At 66.3% G+C, this 18326-nt stretch carries 17 protein-coding genes; 8 read left to right on the forward strand and 9 right to left on the reverse strand.

What is annotated here, in order from left to right; all coding sequences use genetic code 11:
* Positions 1–133 precede the first annotated feature (133 nt).
* Positions 134–904 (forward strand): COG4705 family protein, encoded by a 771-nt coding sequence (locus tag BTE28158_RS28685; RefSeq protein WP_124621542.1) that lies wholly within the window; start codon positions 134–136, stop codon positions 902–904.
* 54 nt (positions 905–958) lie between these two features.
* Here the strand turns inward: BTE28158_RS28685 and dut are convergent, their stop codons facing one another.
* From dut to BTE28158_RS28710, 5 genes are all read right to left on the reverse strand, one after another.
* The gene (gene dut, locus BTE28158_RS28690; RefSeq protein ID WP_151048329.1) at positions 959–1405 is read right to left on the reverse strand and encodes a dUTP diphosphatase; all 447 of its coding nucleotides are present in this window, start codon (positions 1403–1405) and stop codon (positions 959–961) included.
* A gap of 55 nt (positions 1406–1460) precedes the next feature.
* Positions 1461–2672: a bifunctional phosphopantothenoylcysteine decarboxylase/phosphopantothenate--cysteine ligase CoaBC gene (gene coaBC, locus BTE28158_RS28695; RefSeq protein ID WP_151048328.1), complete on the reverse strand. Its 1212-nt coding sequence runs from the start codon at positions 2670–2672 to the stop codon at positions 1461–1463.
* A 67-nt stretch (positions 2673–2739) separates the two neighbouring features.
* Complete coding sequence (gene lspA / locus BTE28158_RS28700) at positions 2740–3240, reverse strand: signal peptidase II (protein ID WP_059603968.1); 501 nt, start codon at positions 3238–3240, stop codon at positions 2740–2742.
* 2 nt (positions 3241–3242) lie between these two features.
* A complete protein-coding gene (gene ileS, locus BTE28158_RS28705) occupies positions 3243–6080 on the reverse strand; it encodes an isoleucine--tRNA ligase (RefSeq protein ID WP_151048327.1) in 2838 nt (945 codons plus the stop codon).
* 102 nt (positions 6081–6182) lie between these two features.
* Entirely contained in the window at positions 6183–7175 is a 993-nt protein-coding gene (locus BTE28158_RS28710) for a bifunctional riboflavin kinase/FAD synthetase (protein ID WP_059603965.1), read from the reverse strand.
* Positions 7176–7298: 123 nt separating this feature from the next.
* Between BTE28158_RS28710 and purN the strand changes: the two genes are divergently transcribed.
* The 6 genes from purN to nadC all read left to right on the forward strand — a co-directional run bounded on the left by purN (position 7299) and on the right by nadC (position 14441).
* Positions 7299–7961 carry a phosphoribosylglycinamide formyltransferase gene (purN, locus tag BTE28158_RS28715; RefSeq protein ID WP_059603964.1) on the forward strand — a complete coding sequence of 221 codons (663 nt, stop codon included), beginning with the start codon at positions 7299–7301 and terminating at the stop codon, positions 7959–7961.
* Positions 7958–9220, forward strand: coding sequence for an RsmB/NOP family class I SAM-dependent RNA methyltransferase (locus BTE28158_RS28720; protein WP_124621548.1), 1263 nt, complete (start codon positions 7958–7960; stop codon positions 9218–9220). Before purN ends, BTE28158_RS28720 begins: the two co-directional genes overlap by 4 nt.
* 15 nt (positions 9221–9235) lie before the next feature.
* Positions 9236–10615: a mechanosensitive ion channel family protein gene (locus tag BTE28158_RS28725; protein WP_151048326.1), complete on the forward strand. Its 1380-nt coding sequence runs from the start codon at positions 9236–9238 to the stop codon at positions 10613–10615.
* Positions 10616–10825: 210 nt separating this feature from the next.
* Entirely contained in the window at positions 10826–12022 is a 1197-nt protein-coding gene (locus tag BTE28158_RS28730; protein WP_059468287.1) for a DesA family fatty acid desaturase, read from the forward strand.
* Positions 12023–12426: 404 nt separating this feature from the next.
* Positions 12427–13563, forward strand: a complete 1137-nt coding sequence (nadA, locus tag BTE28158_RS28735) for a quinolinate synthase NadA (RefSeq protein WP_059511738.1) — start codon at positions 12427–12429, stop codon at positions 13561–13563.
* Positions 13560–14441, forward strand: coding sequence for a carboxylating nicotinate-nucleotide diphosphorylase (gene nadC / locus BTE28158_RS28740; protein WP_151048325.1), 882 nt, complete (start codon positions 13560–13562; stop codon positions 14439–14441). The genes nadA and nadC overlap by 4 nt, the downstream gene beginning before the upstream one ends.
* Before the next feature lie 90 nt (positions 14442–14531).
* Here nadC and nadB read toward each other — a convergent pair whose 3' ends face one another.
* The 4 genes from nadB to radC all read right to left on the reverse strand — a co-directional run bounded on the left by nadB (position 14532) and on the right by radC (position 17735).
* Positions 14532–16118, reverse strand: coding sequence for an L-aspartate oxidase (gene nadB, locus BTE28158_RS28745; protein ID WP_151048324.1), 1587 nt, complete (start codon positions 16116–16118; stop codon positions 14532–14534).
* Between the two features lie 180 nt (positions 16119–16298).
* On the reverse strand, positions 16299–16466 hold the full coding sequence (gene rpmG, locus BTE28158_RS28750) for a 50S ribosomal protein L33 (RefSeq protein WP_006478046.1): 168 nt from the start codon (positions 16464–16466) through the stop codon (positions 16299–16301).
* Between the two features lie 17 nt (positions 16467–16483).
* Positions 16484–16717, reverse strand: coding sequence for a 50S ribosomal protein L28 (gene rpmB / locus BTE28158_RS28755; RefSeq protein ID WP_004186391.1), 234 nt, complete (start codon positions 16715–16717; stop codon positions 16484–16486).
* Between the two features lie 238 nt (positions 16718–16955).
* Positions 16956–17735 (reverse strand): RadC family protein, encoded by a 780-nt coding sequence (gene radC / locus BTE28158_RS28760; protein ID WP_151048323.1) that lies wholly within the window; start codon positions 17733–17735, stop codon positions 16956–16958.
* Between the two features lie 135 nt (positions 17736–17870).
* On the opposite strand from radC, the gene BTE28158_RS28765 reads away from it, so the two are divergent.
* Positions 17871–18326 carry an FKBP-type peptidyl-prolyl cis-trans isomerase gene (locus BTE28158_RS28765; RefSeq protein ID WP_151048337.1) on the forward strand — a complete coding sequence of 152 codons (456 nt, stop codon included), beginning with the start codon at positions 17871–17873 and terminating at the stop codon, positions 18324–18326.

The following is an 18326-nucleotide window of genomic DNA, read 5'->3' on the forward strand; positions in this document are numbered from 1 at the left end:
CCCCGCTCGCCGGCCATACCGTTCGTCGCGTTCGCTAAGGTTTCGTTAAGCCGTCGGAGACTAGCATTCGATCCTGTCTGCAACGCGGGCCGGCACGCGCCGGCTCGCCGCTTTCCTGCAAAAAGGGGTTCGAATGAACAAACTTCCTGAAATCACGCTCGCGTTCTGGATCATGAAGATCTGCGCGACGACGCTTGGCGAGACCGGCGGCGACTTGCTGTCGATGACGCTGAACGTCGGCTATGCGGTGAGCTCGATCCTGCTGTTCGGTTTCTTTCTCGTGACGCTGGGCGCACAGCTCAGAACGACGCAGTATCGCCCGGCGATCTACTGGGCCGTAATCGTCGCGACGAGCACCGCCGGCACGACGATGTCCGATTTCATGGACCGGACACTCGGCCTCGGCTATGCGGCCGGCTCGTCGATTCTCGTCGCGATCCTGCTGGCAATCTTCGCGGTGTGGCGCCTGAGCGGCGAATCGCTGTCGGTCGATCTGATCCGCACGCGCAAGGTCGAACTGCTGTACTGGATCGCGATCCTGTTCTCGAACACGCTCGGCACGGCGCTCGGCGATTTTCTCGCGGACAGTTCGGGCCTCGGCTTCGGCGGCGGCGCGCTGCTGATCGGCGGGCTGCTCACACTGATCGTTCTGGCCCACTATTTCACGCGCATTTCAGGCGTGCTGCTGTTCTGGGCCGCATTCGTGCTCACGCGGCCGTTCGGGGCGACGGTCGGCGACCTGTTGACGAAACCGGTTGCCAAGGGCGGACTCGCGCTCGGCACGGTCGGATCGTCGGCGGTGCTGCTCGGCGTGCTCGTCGCGATGGTGATCTATGCAAGCATCGCGCAGGCGCGGCGACGCGAGCTTGTGCCCGCGCGGATCGCGCAGACGGCCGATCGGTGAGCGGTAACGGAAAAAGGAAAGGGGCCGCGAGGCCCCTTTTTTGCATGGTGTCGTTCAGTGTCGGCCGGTGCTGCCGAAGCCGCCTTCGCCGCGATCGCTTTGCGCGAAGTCGTCGACGATGTTGAACTGCGCCTGCACGACCGGCACGATCACGAGCTGCGCGAGCCGCTCGAACGGCTTCAGCACGAATTCGGTCTGGCCGCGATTCCACGTCGAGACCATCAACTGGCCCTGGTAGTCGGAATCGATCAGGCCGACGAGGTTGCCGAGCACGATACCGTGCTTGTGGCCGAGGCCCGAGCGCGGCAGGATCAGCGCCGCGTAGCCGGGATCCGCGAGGTGGATCGCGAGGCCTGTCGGCACGAGCGTCGTTTCGCCCGGCTGCAGCGTGACGGGTGCGTCGAGACACGCGCGCAGGTCGAGGCCCGCGCTGCCGGTGGTGGCGTAGGCGGGCAGGTAATCGCGCATGCGCGCGTCGAGAATCTTCAGATCGAGTTTCATGCGGTCGTCGAATCGGTCGGGAAGGGCGCGGCGGTGCGGGCCGCTGCGCGGGTGATCAGATCAGGCGGTTGTCCGGCAGGCGCTTCGCGATTTCCGCGACGAGCACGTGCGCGAGTTCGTCCTTCGGTGCGCGCGGCAGGCGCGTGAGGCCGGCCGCCTCGAACAGCACGACTTCGTTGTCGTCGCGGCCGAACGTCAGCGGGCCGAGATTGCCGACCAGGAGCGGCACGTTCTTGCGCTTGCGCTTCTCGTCGCCGTGCACGTCGAGGTCGCCGCTTTCGGCCGCGAACCCGACGCAATACGGCGGATCGGGCAGCGCCGCGACCGACGCGAGGATGTCCGGGTTCTCGACGAACGCGAGCGCCGGCATCTTGCGGTCGGCCGTCTTCTTCATCTTGTGCTCGGCCGGATGATCGACGCGCCAGTCGGCGACCGCGGCCACCGCGATGAAGATGTCGGCGTCGGACACCGCTTGCATCACTGCGTCGTACATCTGCTGTGCCGTCTGCACGTCCTGGCGGGTCACGCCCCACGGCGTGTCGAGCGCGACCGGCCCCGCGACGAGATGGACATCGGCGCCGGCCTGCTGCGCGGCGCGCGCGAGCGCGAAGCCCATCTTGCCGCTCGAGCGGTTCGTGAGGCCGCGCACCGGATCGAGCGGCTCGAACGTCGGGCCGGCCGTGATCAGCACGCGCCGGTGCGCGAGCACCTTCGGCGCGAAGTGCGCGACGATCGCTTCGTAAATCGCCTCGGGTTCGAGCATGCGGCCGTCGCCGACTTCGCCGCAGGCCTGAGCGCCCGAATCGGGGCCGAGCACCGACACGCCGTCGGCGCGCAGCTGCGCGACGTTGCGCTGCGTGGCCGGGTTCTGCCACATCTGGCGGTTCATCGCGGGCACGACGAGCAGCGGGCAGTCGCGCGCGACGCACAGCGTCGACAGCAGGTCGTCCGCGAACCCGTGCGCGAGCTTCGCGAGGAAGTCCGTCGACGCGGGCGCGATCACGATCGCGTCGGCTTCGCGCGACAGGTCGATGTGCGCCATGTTGTTGTCGATGCGTGCGTCCCACTGGCTCGTGTAGACGGGCCGGCCGGACAGCGCCTGCATCGTGACGGGCGTGATGAACTGCGTCGCGGCTTCGGTCATCGCGACCTGCACGGTCGCGCCTGCCTTCGTCAGCAGCCGGGTGAGTTCGGCGATCTTGTAGCAGGCGATGCCGCCCGTCAGGCCGAGAACGAGGTGTTTTCCTGCGAGTTCTGCGTGTGCCAACTCAGGCCTCCAAGGGTCAAACGGAACGGCCGGCGCGAAGCCGGCCGTCGACACCGAGTATGCGCGCTCAGCGCGAGCCGCGCACGCGACGCAGTTCGTCGTAGATCAGCAGCACCGCACCGATCGTGATCGCGGAATCGGCGAGGTTGAACGCCGGGAAGTGCCAGGCGCCGACGTGGAAATCGAGAAAGTCGATCACGTGGCCGTAGATCAGCCGGTCGATCACGTTGCCGAGCGCGCCGCCGAGGATCAGCGCGAGCGACAGGCTGAACAGCCGCTGCTGGCCGTGACGGCGCAGCAGGAAGCAGATCACGAGCGTGGCGCCGATGCCGAGCGCGGTGAACGCCCAGCGCTGCCAGCCGCTCGCGGTCGACAGGAAGCCGAACGCGGCGCCGCGGTTGTACACCAGCACGAGGTTGAAGAACGACGTCAGCGCATGCTGCGCGCCGTATGCGAACGTTTTCAGGATCGCGATCTTCGACAGCTGATCGAACAGGATCACGATCAGCGAAATGCCGAGCCAGGGCGCGAGCGCGCCGCTGGCCGGTTTCGACACAGTCTTCGCCATATTCAAGCAGCGCTCCGGGTTTCGCCGTTTTCAAACAGGTTCGAGAAGCAGCGGCCGCACAGCGTCGGATGATCGGCGTGCGCGCCGACGTCCTCGCGATAGTGCCAGCAGCGTTCGCACTTCTGGTACTTCGACGCCGCAACGTCGACGCTTTCCTGCGCTTCGTCGTCGACCTTCACGACCGTTGCCGCCGACGTGATCAGCACGAACTTCAGGTCTTCGCCGAGGCTCGCGAGTGCGTCGTAGCGCGCGCCGCTCGCATGCACGGCCACTTCCGCCTGCAGCGACGAACCGATGCGGTTCGCGGTGCGTGCCTCCTCGAGCGCCTTCGTCACGTTGCCGCGTACGTCGCGCAGCAGCGCCCACTTCTCGATCAGCGCGGCCGAGCCGGCAACTTCCGGATACGCGTAGTAGGTTTCCGTGAATACGGTGTCGCTGGCCGGCTGGAACACCTTCCACGCTTCTTCCGCCGTGAACGACAGGAACGGCGCGAGCACGCGCAGCAGGCCGTGCGTGAGGTGGTACAGCGCGGTCTGCGCGGAGCGGCGTGCGCGCGAATCGGCCGCGCTCGTGTACAGGCGGTCCTTCAGCACGTCGAGGTAGAAGCCGCCGAGGTCTTCCGAGCAGTACGTCTGCAGCTTCGCGACGACCGGGTGGAACTCGTACTTCTCGTAGTGGCCGAGCAGTTCCGTCTGCAGTTGCGCGGAGAACGCGACCGCGTAGCGGTCGATCTCGAGCCATTCGTCGACCGGCACCGCGTGCTGCGCATAGTCGAAGTCCGACAGGTTCGCGAGCAGGAAGCGCAGCGTGTTGCGGATGCGGCGATAGCCTTCCGTCACGCGCTTCAGGATTTCCTCGGAGATCGCGAGCTCGCCCGAATAGTCGGTCGACGCGATCCACAGGCGGATGATTTCCGCGCCGAGACGGTTCGCGACCTCATGCGGGTCGATGCCGTTGCCGAGCGACTTGCTCATCTTGCGGCCTTCGCCGTCGACCGTGAAGCCGTGCGTGAGCAGGCCCTTGTACGGCGCGCGGCCGTCGATCATCGACGCGGTCAGCAGCGACGAGTGGAACCAGCCGCGGTGCTGGTCGGAGCCTTCGAGGTACAGGTCGGCCGGGAACTGCAGTTGATCCTTGTGCGAGCCGCGCAGCACGTGCCAGTGCGTCGTGCCCGAATCGAACCACACGTCGAGCGTGTCGCGGTTCTTTTCGTACAGGTTCGCGTCGTCGCCGATCAGCTCGCGCGGGTCGAGCGTCTGCCACGCCTCGATGCCCGACTGCTCGACACGTTTCGCGACTTCCTCGAGCAGCTCCAGCGTGCGCGGGTGCAGCTCGCCGGTTTCCTTGTGCACGAAGAACGCCATCGGCACGCCCCACTGGCGCTGGCGCGACAGTGTCCAGTCGGGACGGTTCGCGATCATGCTGAACAGGCGCTGCTTGCCCCACGACGGGTAGAACGCGGTCGCCTCGATGCCCTCGAGCGCGGTTTCGCGCAGCGTCTTGCCGTCGTCGCGCGGGGTGACGTCCATGCCGGCGAACCACTGCGACGTCGCGCGGTAGATGATCGGCGTCTTGTGGCGCCAGCAGTGCATGTAGCTGTGCGTGTACTTCTCGCTGCGCAGCAGCGAGCCGGCCGCGTTCAGTGCGTCGACGATCTTCGGGTTCGCGTCCCAGATCGACAGGCCGCCGAACAGCGGCAGCGATTCGATGTAGCGGCCGTCGCCCATCACCGGGTTGATGATGTCCGAGTCGGTCATCCCGTGCGCCTTGCACGACTGGAAGTCCTCGATGCCGTACGCGGGCGACGAGTGCACGACGCCGGTACCGGTATCGGTCGTCACGTAGTCGCCGAGGTAGACGGGCGCGGTGCGCTTGTAGCCGGGGTGGGCCGATGCGAGCGGGTGGTGGAAGCGCAGGTTCGCGAGCTTCACGCCGGGGGTGGTCGCGACGACGCGGCCGGTCAGCTTGAAGTCGGTCATGCAGGCTTCGACGCGTTCTTGCGCGATGATCAGCAGCCCGCGCTCGGTGTCGACCAGCGCATAGACGATTTCCGGATGGAGGTTCAGCGCCTGGTTGGCGGGGATCGTCCACGGCGTGGTGGTCCAGATCACGATGCCGCCCTCGGCGCGCGGCAGCGCCGGCAGGCCGAACGCCTGCGCGGTCTTTTCCGGTTCCGCGAATGCGAACATCACGTCGATCGTCGGGTCGGTGCGGTCCTTGTACTCGACCTCCGCCTCGGCGAGTGCCGAGCCGCAGTCGAAGCACCAGTTCACCGGCTTCAGCCCGCGATACACATAGCCCTTCTCGATGATCTTGCCGAGCGCGCGGATCTCTTCCGCCTCGTTGACGAAGTTCATCGTCTTGTACGGATTCGCCCAGTCGCCGAGCACGCCGAGGCGCTTGAAGCCGACCTTCTGCTTCTCGATCTGCTCGGTCGCGTACGCGCGCGCCTTGCTCATCACTTCGGCCGCCGGCAGCGACTTGCCGAACTGCTTTTCGATCTGGATCTCGATCGGCATCCCGTGGCAATCCCAGCCCGGCACGTACGGCGCGTCGAAGCCGGCCATGTTGCGCGACTTGACGACGATGTCCTTCAGGATCTTGTTGACCGCGTGACCGAGGTGGATGTCGCCGTTCGCATACGGGGGGCCGTCGTGCAGGATGAACTTCGGCCGGCCCTGGCTGGCCGCGCGGATCTTCTCGTAGATGCCGCGCTCTTCCCATTCCTTGACCCACTGCGGCTCGCGCTTGGGCAGGTCGCCGCGCATCGGGAACGGCGTGTCGAGCAGGTTGACCGGATACTTGGCCTGCGGTTTCGAATCGGCTTTCTTGTTGCTCATGATGGGATCGCTATCTAAATCGGGGGACGCTCGGGCGTCGTGAATCGGGGATGCGCGCGAGTGGGCGGCGCGAGGGTGCGGCGCCAGGCGCCGCCGTCCGGATCAGCTAATTCGGTCGGTTGCCGACGTCGAGAAGCCGGTCGCGCGGCTGCCCGGCGCACGGTCGCGCTCGATGAAGTACGCGCGCGCGTTCGCGACGTCCAGTGCGATCGCGCGCGACAGCGCCTCGAGATCGTCGTACTTCGCCTCGTCACGCAGCTTCTTCAGGAATTCAACGCGGATCAGCTTGCCGTACGCGTCGCCGTGCCAGTCGAGCAGGTGGACTTCGAGCAGCACGCGGCCGGAATCGTCGACGGTCGGGCGCAGCCCGAGGCTCGCGACGCCCGGCAGCGGGTCGGGGCCGAGGCCGTGCACCTGCACGACGAAGATGCCCGCGAGCGCCGGCCGCTTGTGCGCGATCGGCAGGTTCAGCGTCGGGAAACCGAGGTCGCGGCCGAGCTTCAGCCCGTGCGCGACGTGGCCGCTGATCGCATAGCCGTGGCCCAGCGCCTGCGCAGCCGCGCCGAGATCGCCCGCGGCGAGCGCGGCGCGCACGCCCGAGCTCGAGATGCGCGTGCCGTCGCTGCCGGCGACCGTGCCCATCTGCTCGACCTCGAAGCCGTACTGTTCGCCGGCCGCCTTCAGCGTGTCGAAGGTGCCCGCGCGCTTCGCGCCGTAGCAGAAATCGTCGCCGACCATCATCCAGCGCGTGTGCAGCCCGTTCACCAGCGTGCGTTCGACGAACGCCTGCGGCGACTGGCTCGCGAAGGTGTGGTTGAAGTGCTCGACGACGACGCGGTCGACACCGTGATCGCGCAGCGCCTCGAGCTTGTCGCGCAGCATCGCGATGCGCGGCGGCGCGCCGGCCGGATTGAAGAATTCGCGCGGGTGCGGCTCGAACGTCATCACGCACACGGGCAGGCCGCGCGCGTCCGCTGCCGCGCGCACGCGCGCGAGCAGGGCCTGGTGGCCGCGATGGACACCGTCGAAGTTGCCGATCGTCAGCGCGCACGGGGCACGGCTCTCGGCGTTGGGCAGGCCGCGGAAGACTTTCACGATAGCGGATGCAGCGGTCGGGGAATGGGCGGTGGGATGCCGCAAAGCAGAAGATTATAAACGTTCGGGCGGCCCGGCGGCCGAGAAGGGGGGAAACGCGGGGGCGAATGGTAAAATTCGCGGATGAAAAAACTCGTGATCCTGATTTCCGGTCGCGGCAGCAACATGGAGGCCATCGTCCGCGCGTGCGCGCAGGAACGCTGGCCGGCCGAGGTCGCTGCCGTGATCGCCAACCGGCCCGACGCGGCCGGCCTGGCTTTTGCCGCGTCGCACGGGGTGGCGACCGCGGTGGTCGACCATCGCTCGTTCGACGGCCGCGACAGCTTTGACGCGGCGCTCGCCGCCGAGATTGACCGTTTCGCGCCCGATCTCGTCGTGCTCGCCGGCTTCATGCGCATCCTCACGCCTGATTTCGTCAGACGATATGAGGGCCGGCTGCTGAACATCCATCCGTCGTTGCTGCCGAGCTTCAAGGGCATCCACACGCACCAGCAGGCGCTGGATGCCGGCGTCGCGCTGCATGGCGCGAGCGTGCATTTCGTGATTCCCGAACTCGACAGCGGCGCGATCGTCGCGCAGGGCGCGGTGCCCGTGCGCGCGGGCGACGACGCGGCCGCGCTCGCGCAGCGCGTGCTGACGGTCGAGCACGTGCTGTATCCGCGTGCCGTGCGCTGGTTCGTCGAGGGGCGCCTGCGCCTCGAGAACGGCCGGGCAGTGGTGCCGCCGGATGAGGCGCGCTGGATTTTCGCGGATCAACCGCATACCGAAACGAGCGAGGGCGTATGAAGCTGCACGGATTCCTGATTGGCCAGACCGAGACCTTGCTGGCCGAGGTGCTGAAGTTCACCGGCCCGGCCGACGCGACCACGAGCCGGTTCTTCCGCGCGCACCCGAAGCTCGGCCACGCCGAGCGCGGCGTGATCGCCGAGGCGGTGTTCGCGGTGCTGCGCCGGAAGATGGAGTTTTCGCACCTGGCCGAGAGTGGCACGGGCAGCCCCGCGCGGCGCCTGACGCTGCTCGGCCTGATGCAGACCCTCGGCCGCAATGCGCTGAAGCCGTTCGTGTCCGACACCGAGGCCGCGTGGCTCGAGCACGTGTCGAAGATCGATCCGGCGAGCCTGCCGGTGCGCGTGCGCACGAACCTGCCGGACTGGATCTACCAGGCGCTGTCGGCCCGTTTCGATGCCGAGGAACTCGCGCAGCTCGCCGCGGCGCTGAACTACCCGGCGCCGCTGGACCTGCGCGCCAACGCGCAGAAGGCGACGCGCGATCAGGTGATCGACGCGCTGCGCGCGAACGGCATCGACGCGGGCGAGACGCCGTTTGCGCCGCACGGCGTGCGCGTCGTCGGCAAGCCGGCGCTCACGCGCCTGAAGCTGTTCGAGGAAGGTCAGATCGAGGTGCAGGACGAGGGCAGCCAGCTGCTGTGCTCGCTGGTCGCGCCGCGACGCGGCGAGATGGTCGTCGATTTCTGCGCGGGCGCCGGCGGCAAGACGCTCGCGCTCGGCGCGATGATGCGCTCGACCGGGCGCCTGTATGCATTCGACGTGTCGGAAAAGCGCCTCACGAAGCTGAAGCCGCGCCTCGCGCGCAGCGGGCTATCGAACGTGAATCCGGTGCTGATCGACAGCGAGCACGACGCGAAGATCAAGCGGCTCGCCGGCAAGATCGACCGCGTGCTGGTCGACGCGCCGTGCAGCGGTCTCGGCACGCTGCGCCGCAACCCCGACCTCAAGTGGCGCCAGACGCGCACGTCGATCGAGGAACTCACGCCGAAGCAGGCGTCGATCCTCGCGAGCGCCGCGCGTCTCGTGAAGAAGGGCGGCCGGCTCGTATATGCGACCTGCAGCGTGCTCGACGCGGAGAACGAAGCGATCGTCGAGCAGTTCCTGGCCGATCATCCGGACTTCGTGCTGGTGCCCGCGCAGAAGGTGCTGGCCGACCAGCGCATCGCGCTCGAGACCGGCGACTACCTGTCGCTGTGGCCGCACCGCCATGCGACCGACGGCTTCTTCGCCGCGGTGCTCGAACGGCGCGCGCAGTAACGGCAGGACCCACGGATGATGCAGAACCGCCTGCTGTCGCACCGGCTCGCGTCGGTGATCCGCGACTTCAACCAGCCCGTGATGATCTGGCAGGCAGCGATCCTCGTTGGCGCGCTGTGTTTCGCGTGGGTCGCCGCGCGCTTCGTGCACGGCCGCATCGACGCGCGCCGGCGCGCGGCCGGCCGGACGCCGGGTGCCGGTGCGCAAAGCCTGAAGCGCGCGCTGTTCCCGCTGTTCGGCGGCCTGTTCGTGCTGGCCGCGCAGCTTGGGTTCGACCCGTTCATGTCGACGTCGCTGCTGTCGCTCGCGCTCGTGCCGCTGTTCGGCATCGGGTTGATCTACGTACTGTTCTTCTTCGCGCGGCGCGTGTTTGCCCGTGACGGCCACACGCATGCGTGGCTGTCGATCGTCGAGAAGATCGTGTCGGTGATCGTGTGGGCGGCGATGGTGCTCACGGTGCTGGGGATCCAGCGCGACGTGATCGCGTGGCTCGACAGCGTGCAGTTCCGCGTCGCGAATGCACACCTGACGTTGTTGTCGGTGATATCCGGCGCGCTGTGGGTGTGCGTGACGCTGATGGTCGCGATGTGGCTCGGCTCCGTGTTCGAGGAGCGACTCGCGCGCGCCTCCACGCTCGACGCGAACCTGAAGGTCGTGCTGTCACGGGTCGGCCGCGCGCTGCTCGTGTTCGCGGCGATCCTGATCGGGCTGTCGCTCGTCGGCATCGACGTGACGGTGCTCGGCGTGTTCGGCGGCGCGGTGGGCGTCGGCCTCGGCTTCGGGCTGCAGAAGATCGCCAGCAATTACGTGTCGGGCTTCATCATCCTGCTCGACCGCTCGTTGCGGCTCGGCGACGCGATCAGCGTCGGCGGGCTGCAGGGCGTCGTCACGCAGATTCGCACGCGTTATACGGTCGTGCGCGGCCTCGACGGCAACGAGACGCTGATCCCGAACGAGAAACTGATCACCGACGTCGTGCAGAACCAGTCGTCGTACCTGACGCGCGGCTATGCGAAGGTCGCCGTGCAGGTCGCCTATACCAGCGACGTCGAGCAGGCGCTCTCGGTGCTCGCGGAAGCCGCGAACGGCGTGCCGCGCGTGCTCGCGGAGCCGGCGCCGACCGCGTACCTGGTCAGCTTCGGCGCGGACGGGATCGATCTGGAGCTCGGTTTCTGGATCGAGGATTCGGCGAAAGGCACGTCGGGCGTGCGTTCGTCCGTGAACCGCAACATCTGGCGGCTTTTCGGCGAGCACGGAATCTCGATTCCGTTTCCTCAGCGCGAAGTGCGCGTGGTCGGCCTGCCCGACGGGTTTGCCGCGACCGGCATGGTGGCCGAGGGCGTGTCCGCGGCGGCGGTCAACGGCGCGGGGGACGGGCAGGCGTCGGCGGCCTAGGCGCGAATCGGGCAAATCGGGCGGTCAGAACCGGAGCGCGGGGCTTTCCCGGTCCGCCGATGGACTGTCCGCGTTGCGTCAAGACAAGAAAATATTCATTTTTTACAAAGACTTGGAACGGTTGAAGTAAAATTCCGGTCTACACGCGGTATGCTTTCATTTTTATGACGTCGGCCTGCGCCGGCGTCGCTCTCACCACAGGTAACTGCCTTGTTGAATTCCCTGCTCGATTTTCTTTCCCACGGGCTCCTGCGCTTTTCGTGGTGGCAGGTCGCGCTGTTCGCGCTCGCCGTCACGCACGTCACGATCATCGGCGTGACGGTCTACCTGCACCGCTGCCAGGCGCACCGCGCGCTGGAGCTGCACCCGATCGCGAGCCACTTCTTCCGTGTCTGGCTGTGGATGACGACGGGCATGCTGACGGGCCAGTGGGCCGCGATCCATCGCAAGCACCATGCGAAATGCGAAACCGAGGAAGATCCGCACAGCCCGCAGACGCGCGGCATCTGGAAGGTGTTCCTCGAAGGCGCCGAGCTGTATCGCGCGGAAGCGAAGAACGAAGAAACGATGCGCAAGTTCAGCCACGGCACGCCGAATGACTGGATCGAGCGCAATCTGTACTCGAAGTACCCGATCCTTGGCGTGAGCCTGATGATGGTGATCGACGTCGCGCTGTTCGGCGTGCTCGGCCTGACCGTGTGGGCCGTGCAGATGGTCTGGATTCCGTTCTGGGCCGCGGGCGTCGTGAACGGGTTCGGCCACTTCTGGGGCTACCGCAACTTCAACTCGGCCGACGCGAGCACGAACCTGTTCCCGTGGGGCATCGTGATCGGCGGCGAAGAACTGCACAACAACCACCACACGTTCGCGACGTCGGCGAAGCTGTCGAACAAGTGGTACGAGTTCGATATCGGCTGGATGTACATCCGCATCATGTCGGCATTCGGTCTCGCGAAGGTGAAGAAGGTCGCCCCGACCCCGCGTCTGAACAAGCCGAAGACGGTGCTCGACCAGGAAACGCTGCAGGCCGTGCTGTCGAACCGCTACGAAGTGATGGCGCGCTACGGCAAGGCCGTGAAGCGTGCGTACCGCCAGGAGCTCGCGCACCTGAAGGAACTCGGTTCGAGCGAGAAGTACCAGCTGATGCGTGGCGCGCGCAAGTGGTTCCACAAGGATGCCGACGGCCTCGACGAGCCGCAGAAGAAGCTGCTGCCGGAGATTTTCGCGAACAGCCAGAAGCTGCATACGTACTTCCAGCTGCGCCAGGATCTGGCCGCGATCTGGGATCGTTCGACCGCCTCGCGCGAACAGCTGCTCGCGCAATTGCAGGATTGGTGCCATCGCGCGGAACAAAGCGGCATCAAGGCGCTGCAGGAATTCGCGACGCGCCTGCGTCGCTACGCCTGATTCGAAATCGATTAGAATCTCAGGACGTCACAAACCCCGCGTTGGCGGGGTTTTTTCATTTGGGCGGCTGGTTTTCGAAGGGCGACCGGAAGCGCCGGAATTCGTGTGAGGCTTGGGGCGCGGCGACGTGGCGCTCCGGGTGATAGCGTAGAGGATGGGGCTGGAGTGCGCGCTGAAGCGCTGACTCGGACCGACCGCGAAGCATGGGGCCCGAGTAAGTGCTGAAGGACTGACTCGGACCGACCGCGAAGCATGGGGCCCGAGTAAGTGCTGAAGGACTGACTCGGGCCGACCGCGAAGCATGGGACCCGAATAAGTGCTGAAGCACTAACTCGGGCCGACCGCGAAGCATGGGACCCGAGTAAGTGCTGAAGCACTAACTCGGGCCGACAGGAGATATGGAGATGCAATCGACGATCAAATCCGTCGAGTACGACCGGCCGGTCTCGGCAGGAACCGTCTGTGGCGTCGGGCAAGCGTGGGCCAAGGTGCCCGATGCACCGTCCGCCGAGGAGCGCGCCGCCCTGAAGGCGCGCATCAAGGCGCTGCTCGCACGTGAAAAGGCCGTGCTCGTCGCTCACTACTACGTGGATGCCGAGCTGCAGGAACTGGCCGACGAAACCGGTGGCTGCGTCGCCGATTCGCTTGAAATGGCCCGCTTCGGCCGCGACCACGACGCGCAGACGCTCGTCGTCGCCGGCGTGCGCTTCATGGGCGAAACCGCCAAGATCCTGAGCCCCGGGAAACGCGTACTGATGCCCGATCTCGACGCGACCTGCTCGCTCGATCTCGGTTGCCCGGTCGACGAATTCTCCGCGTTCTGCGATGCGCATCCCGATCGCACCGTCGTCGTCTACGCAAACACCAGCGCCGCCGTGAAGGCGCGCGCCGACTGGATGGTCACGTCGTCGATCGGCCTCGAGATCGTCGCTGACCTGCACGCACGGGGCGAGAAGATCATCTGGGCACCCGATCGCCATCTCGGCAGCTACATCCAGAAGAAAACCGGCGCGGACATGCTGTTGTGGCAGGGTTCGTGCCTCGTCCACGACGAATTCAAGGGCATCGAGCTCGACCTGCTGCGCGCCGAGTATCCGGACGCGAAGGTGCTCGTGCATCCCGAGTCGCCGGAAAACGTCGTCGCGCAGGCGGACGTCGTCGGCTCGACGACGCAACTGATCGACGCAGCCGTGAAGTTCGACGCGACGCACTTCATCGTCGCGACCGACCTCGGCATCCTGCACAAGATGCAGCTCGCGGCGCCCGGCAAGACCTTCATCGCCGCGCCGACGGCCGGCAACAGCGCGACCTGCAAGAGCTGCGCCCATTGCCCGTGGATGGCGATGAACGGCCTCGCGAACCTCGCCGACGTGCTCGAGCGCGGTCACAACGAGATCTTCGTCGACCCCGCGATCGGCGCGCGCGCGCGTCTGCCGATCGACCGGATGCTCGATTTCGCAGCGGCGCACAAGAAGCGCGTGCAGGCGAGCGGCGATCTGCAGCGCGATCAGCAACTGTTCGCGAACGTGGGGGCTGCATGATCGGCGCAGTTTCTCCACTGTTCGAAGCCGTGCGCGCACAATACGGCGCGGCATTCGACGAAGCGATTGCACGCAACGTGGCCGATGCGATCGCCGAAGACGTCGGCACCGGTGACCAGACCGGGCGACTCGTGCCGGCCGGGGAGCGGCGCCGTGCGCGCATCATCGTGCGTGAGGAAGCAGTGTTGTGCGGCGTGCCGTGGTTCGAGGCCGTCATCTCGCGCATCGATCCGTCGATCGTCGTGCAGTGGCGGTATCGCGAAGGCGACCGGATGACGCCGGATTCGACGGTCTGCGAACTCGAAGGACCGGCGCGCGCGCTGTTGACGGCCGAGCGCAACGGCCTGAACTTCCTGCAACTGCTGTCGGGCGTCGCGACCGCAACGCGTCGTTACGTCGATCGCGTCGAAGGCACGCGCGCGAAGATCCTCGATACGCGCAAGACGCTGCCGGGCCTGCGGCTCGCGCAGAAGTATGCGGTGCGGGTCGGTGGCGGCGAGAACCAGCGTCTCGCGCTGTACGACGGCATCCTCATCAAGGAAAACCACATTGCGGCAGCCGGCGGCGTCGGCGAAGCGCTCGATGCGGCGTTCGCCCTCGATTCAGGCGTGTCGGTGCAGGTCGAGGTCGAAACGCTCGCGCAGCTCGACACGGCGCTCGCGCATGGCGCGCAATCGGTGCTGCTCGACAACTTCACGCTCGACATGATGCGCGAAGCGGTGCGTGTCGCGACTGGCAAGGCCGTGCTCGAAGTGTCGGGCGGTGTCAATTTCGATACGGTGCGCACGTTCGCGGAGACGGGCGTCGACCGCATCTCGATCGGCGCGCTGACGAAGGACGTGCGCGCGACCGACTATTCGATGCGGATCGTCGACTGACCGCGCGATAGTCCGTTTGATGAAAAAAGCCGCTGGCGCGCAAACGCCAGCGGCTTTTTTGTGGGCCTCAAGCCGGGAAGGGCCTGTCACTCAGCGGCGCGAGCGGGGCGTGAGCACGCTCGGCAGCGCCTTCGGCAGCGTGTGCGGCCAGTCGCGGCTGTAGTGCAGCCCGCGGCTTTCGCGGCGCGAGTACGCGCTCTTCACGATCAGTGTCGCGACGTCGACGAGATTGCGCAGTTCGAGCAGGTCGCGCGTCACGCGGAAGTTTGCGTAGTACTCGTGGATCTCGTCGCGCAGCAGCGACAAACGATGCTTCGCGCGCTCGAGACGCTTGTCGGTGCGCACGATGCCGACGTAGTTCCACATCAGCCGGCGCAGTTCGTCCCAGTTGTGCGCGACGACGACTTCCTCGTCCGCATCCGACACGCGGCTTTCGTCCCATGCGGGCAGCGTGCCCGGCGTTTCGGCGTCGAAACCGGCGGCCTCGATCGCCTCGGCCGCCGCGCGGCCGATCACGAGGCATTCGAGCAGCGAATTGCTCGCGAGCCGGTTCGCGCCGTGCAGCCCCGTGTACGACGTCTCGCCGACCGCATACAGGCCCGCGAGATCGGTGCGTCCCGCGAGGTCGGTGACGACGCCGCCGCACGTGTAGTGCGCGGCCGGCACGACCGGAATCGGCTGCTTCGCGATGTCGATGCCGAATTCAAGGCAGCGCGCGTGAATCGTCGGGAAGTGTTCGCGCAGGAATGCTTCCGGCTGATGGCTGATGTCGAGATACACGCAGTCGATCCCGCGCTTCTTGATCTCGAAGTCGATCGCGCGCGCGACGATGTCGCGCGGCGCGAGTTCCGCGCGCGGATCGTGCGCGGGCATGAAGCGCGTGCCATCCGGCAGTTTCAGCAGGCCGCCTTCGCCGCGCACGGCTTCCGAAATCAGGAACGATTTCGCGTACGGATGGAACAGGCAGGTCGGGTGGAACTGGATGAATTCCATGTTCGACACGCGGCAGCCCGCGCGCCACGCCATCGCGATGCCGTCGCCGGTCGCGGTGTCGGGGTTCGTCGTGTACAGGTAGACTTTGCCGGCGCCGCCGGTCGCGAGTACCGTGTGCGGCGCCTCGATCGTGATCGTGCAATCGTTGTCGACGTCGAGCGCATACAGCCCGTGACAGCGGCGGCCGGGCAGCCCGAGCCGGTCCGACGTGATCAGGTCGATCGCATGGTGGTTTTCGAAGAACGTGATGTTCGGATGCTGGCGCGCGCGGTCGGACAGCGTCGCGAGCACCGCATGGCCGGTTGCGTCGGCCGCGTGGATGATTCGGCGGTGACTATGGCCGCCTTCGCGCGTCAGATGGAAGCCGAGTTCGGCCGCATCGTCCTTCGTGAACGGCACGCCCTGCGAAATCAGCCATTCGATCGCTTCGCGGCCGTGCTCGACGATGTAGCGCGTCGCGCCTTCGTCGCACAGCCCGCCGCCGGCGACCAGCGTGTCGTCGACGTGGTTCTCGATGCTGTCCGCCGAATCGAGGACGGCCGCAATGCCGCCTTGCGCGTGATCGCTTGCCCCCTCCATCATCGAACGTTTAGCGATCAGCGCGACACGTCGCGTGCTGGCCAGGTTGAGTGCGACCGACAGCCCTGCCAGGCCGCTGCCGACGATCGCCACGTCGAATTTCATGCTGCATCTCCATCGTTACGCTTTAGCTCTTGTGCGTTCCGTCGGCCGTGGCCGGGGAAAGAGGAGAGCATACCGCGTCGGGCTCGCGCGTGCGCGCAAAACCCCACCTGTGCGCGCAAAACAAAAAGCCCCGCATGTGCGGGGCTTTTTGGTCGCCGTCAGGCTGGCAGAAACCGGAGATTACTTGATCTTGGTTTCTTTGTATTCCACATGCTTGCGGACGACGGGATCGAACTTCTTGATCGCCATCTTTTCCGGCATGTTGCGCTTGTTCTTCGTGGTCGTGTAGAAGTGACCCGTACCAGCGGTCGACTCCAGCTTGATCTTGTCGCGTGCGCCTTTTGCCATGATTGTGCTCCTTGGGCTTAGGCTTCGCCGCGTGCGCGCAGGTCAGCGAGCACGGAATCGATGCCGTTCTTGTCGATCAGGCGCAGGCCGGCGTTCGAGACGCGCAGGCGCACCCAGCGGTTTTCGCTCTCCACCCAGAACCGGCGGTTTTGCAGGTTCGGGAGGAAGCGGCGCTTCGTCTTGTTGTTGGCGTGGGAAACGTTGTTGCCGCTCATCGGCGCTTTCCCAGTTACTTGGCATACGCGTGCCATGAGAGCACTCCTAATACGCTAAATTCGGGGTTCGATCGCCGATGAAGGTTCCATCGTACCGCCACGTGATCCATGGCTGCACTCAGAACGCCGAAGCCTTTACAGACAAGGCCCTTCGATGGCTAGAACTGGTTGGAAAAAAGACAGACGACGATTCTAGCAGAAAAAGTTCAGAAAAATCAAACCCAATTTCGCTTCGTCGTTGCGGAGACCCCGGGGCGGGTCGCCGGGCCACAGTCTACAGCCAACCGGCGCGTGCGAACGAAAATGTATCGTCGGTGCCGACGACGACGTGATCGAGCAGCTTCGCGTCGACGAGCGTGAGCGCTTCGTGCAGCATGCGCGTCAGGCGGCGATCTTCCGCGCTGGGCTGCACCGCGCCGGACGGGTGATTGTGCGCGATGATCAGCGCGGCGGCATTCAGCATGAGCGCGCGCCGCACGATTTCGCGCGGATAGACGACCATCCGCGTCAGCGAGCCGCGTGCGCTCTCTTCCACGTCGATGAGGCCGTGACGGGCGTCCAGGTACAGCGTGACGAATACTTCGTGCGGACGCGTGCCGATCCTGAGCCGCAGATAGTCCTCGACCGCGCCTGGCGAGCCGATCTGCATCCGCTCGCGGGCTTTCTCGGCCAGCGCGCGCTGAACGATCTCGGTCACCGCGATCAGTACCGCCGAGCGAGCGGGGCCAATGCCGGGGTGCATGGCGAACGCGCCGGGCTCCGCGTCGAGCATGTTGCGCAGCGAATCGCCGAAACGTGCGAGCAGCGTGCGGGCGCTGGCGAACACGTCGTGGCCGCCGCCGCCCGTGCCGAGCAGCAGCGCGATCAGCTCCGCGTCGGTCAGCGCGGCCGGCCCGCGTTCCAGCAACCGCTCGCGCGGCAGATGGGGTTTCCAGTTTCGCGGGCGGCGCGTGCGCGGCGGCGTGGCTGCGTCGATGCGGCGGGCCGGAGCGACGGGCGCATCGGCGATGTCGCGACATTCGGTCGCCGGGGCGGCGAGACAGGGTGACAGCATGATCCAGACTCCATTGGCGGCGTGCGCGGGCGCGATGTCGTCGCACTTTCAGCCTTGCGCGCTCAGGTGACTTACAATATTGGCTTTGCGCCGGGCCTTTCGGCCAGTTCGGGCGCCGACGAACACGAGTCATTCATGAGCATCATCGACCTATCCGAAGTGAAGCCCGGTTCCCATGTCACGCTGCATTACCGGCTTGCGTTGGCCGACGGCGCCGACATCGTCAACACCTTCTCCGACAACCCCGCCACGCTGCTGCTCGGCGCGGGGCAACTGGCGCCCTCGCTGGAACAGATTCTGATCGGGCTCAGGGTGGGCGACCATTCGACTTATCAGCTAACGCCCGAGCAGGGGTTCGGTCCCCGCAATCCCGACATGCTCCAGCGCGTGACGCTGTCGACGCTGCGGGAGAACGGGATGGTCGGCGACGATTTCACGCCGGGCGACCTGATCGAGTTCAACGCGCCGGACGGCGGCCGCTATGCAGGGGTGCTGAAGGAAGTCAGCGAAACCTCGGCGCTGTTCGACTTCAATCATCCGCTCGCGGGCCAAGCGCTCACGTTCGAAGTGAAAATCATCGGAATCCTGTAA

The organism is Burkholderia diffusa (genome assembly GCF_902499115.1).
GTDB classification, from domain to species: Bacteria; Pseudomonadota; Gammaproteobacteria; order Burkholderiales; family Burkholderiaceae; genus Burkholderia; species Burkholderia diffusa.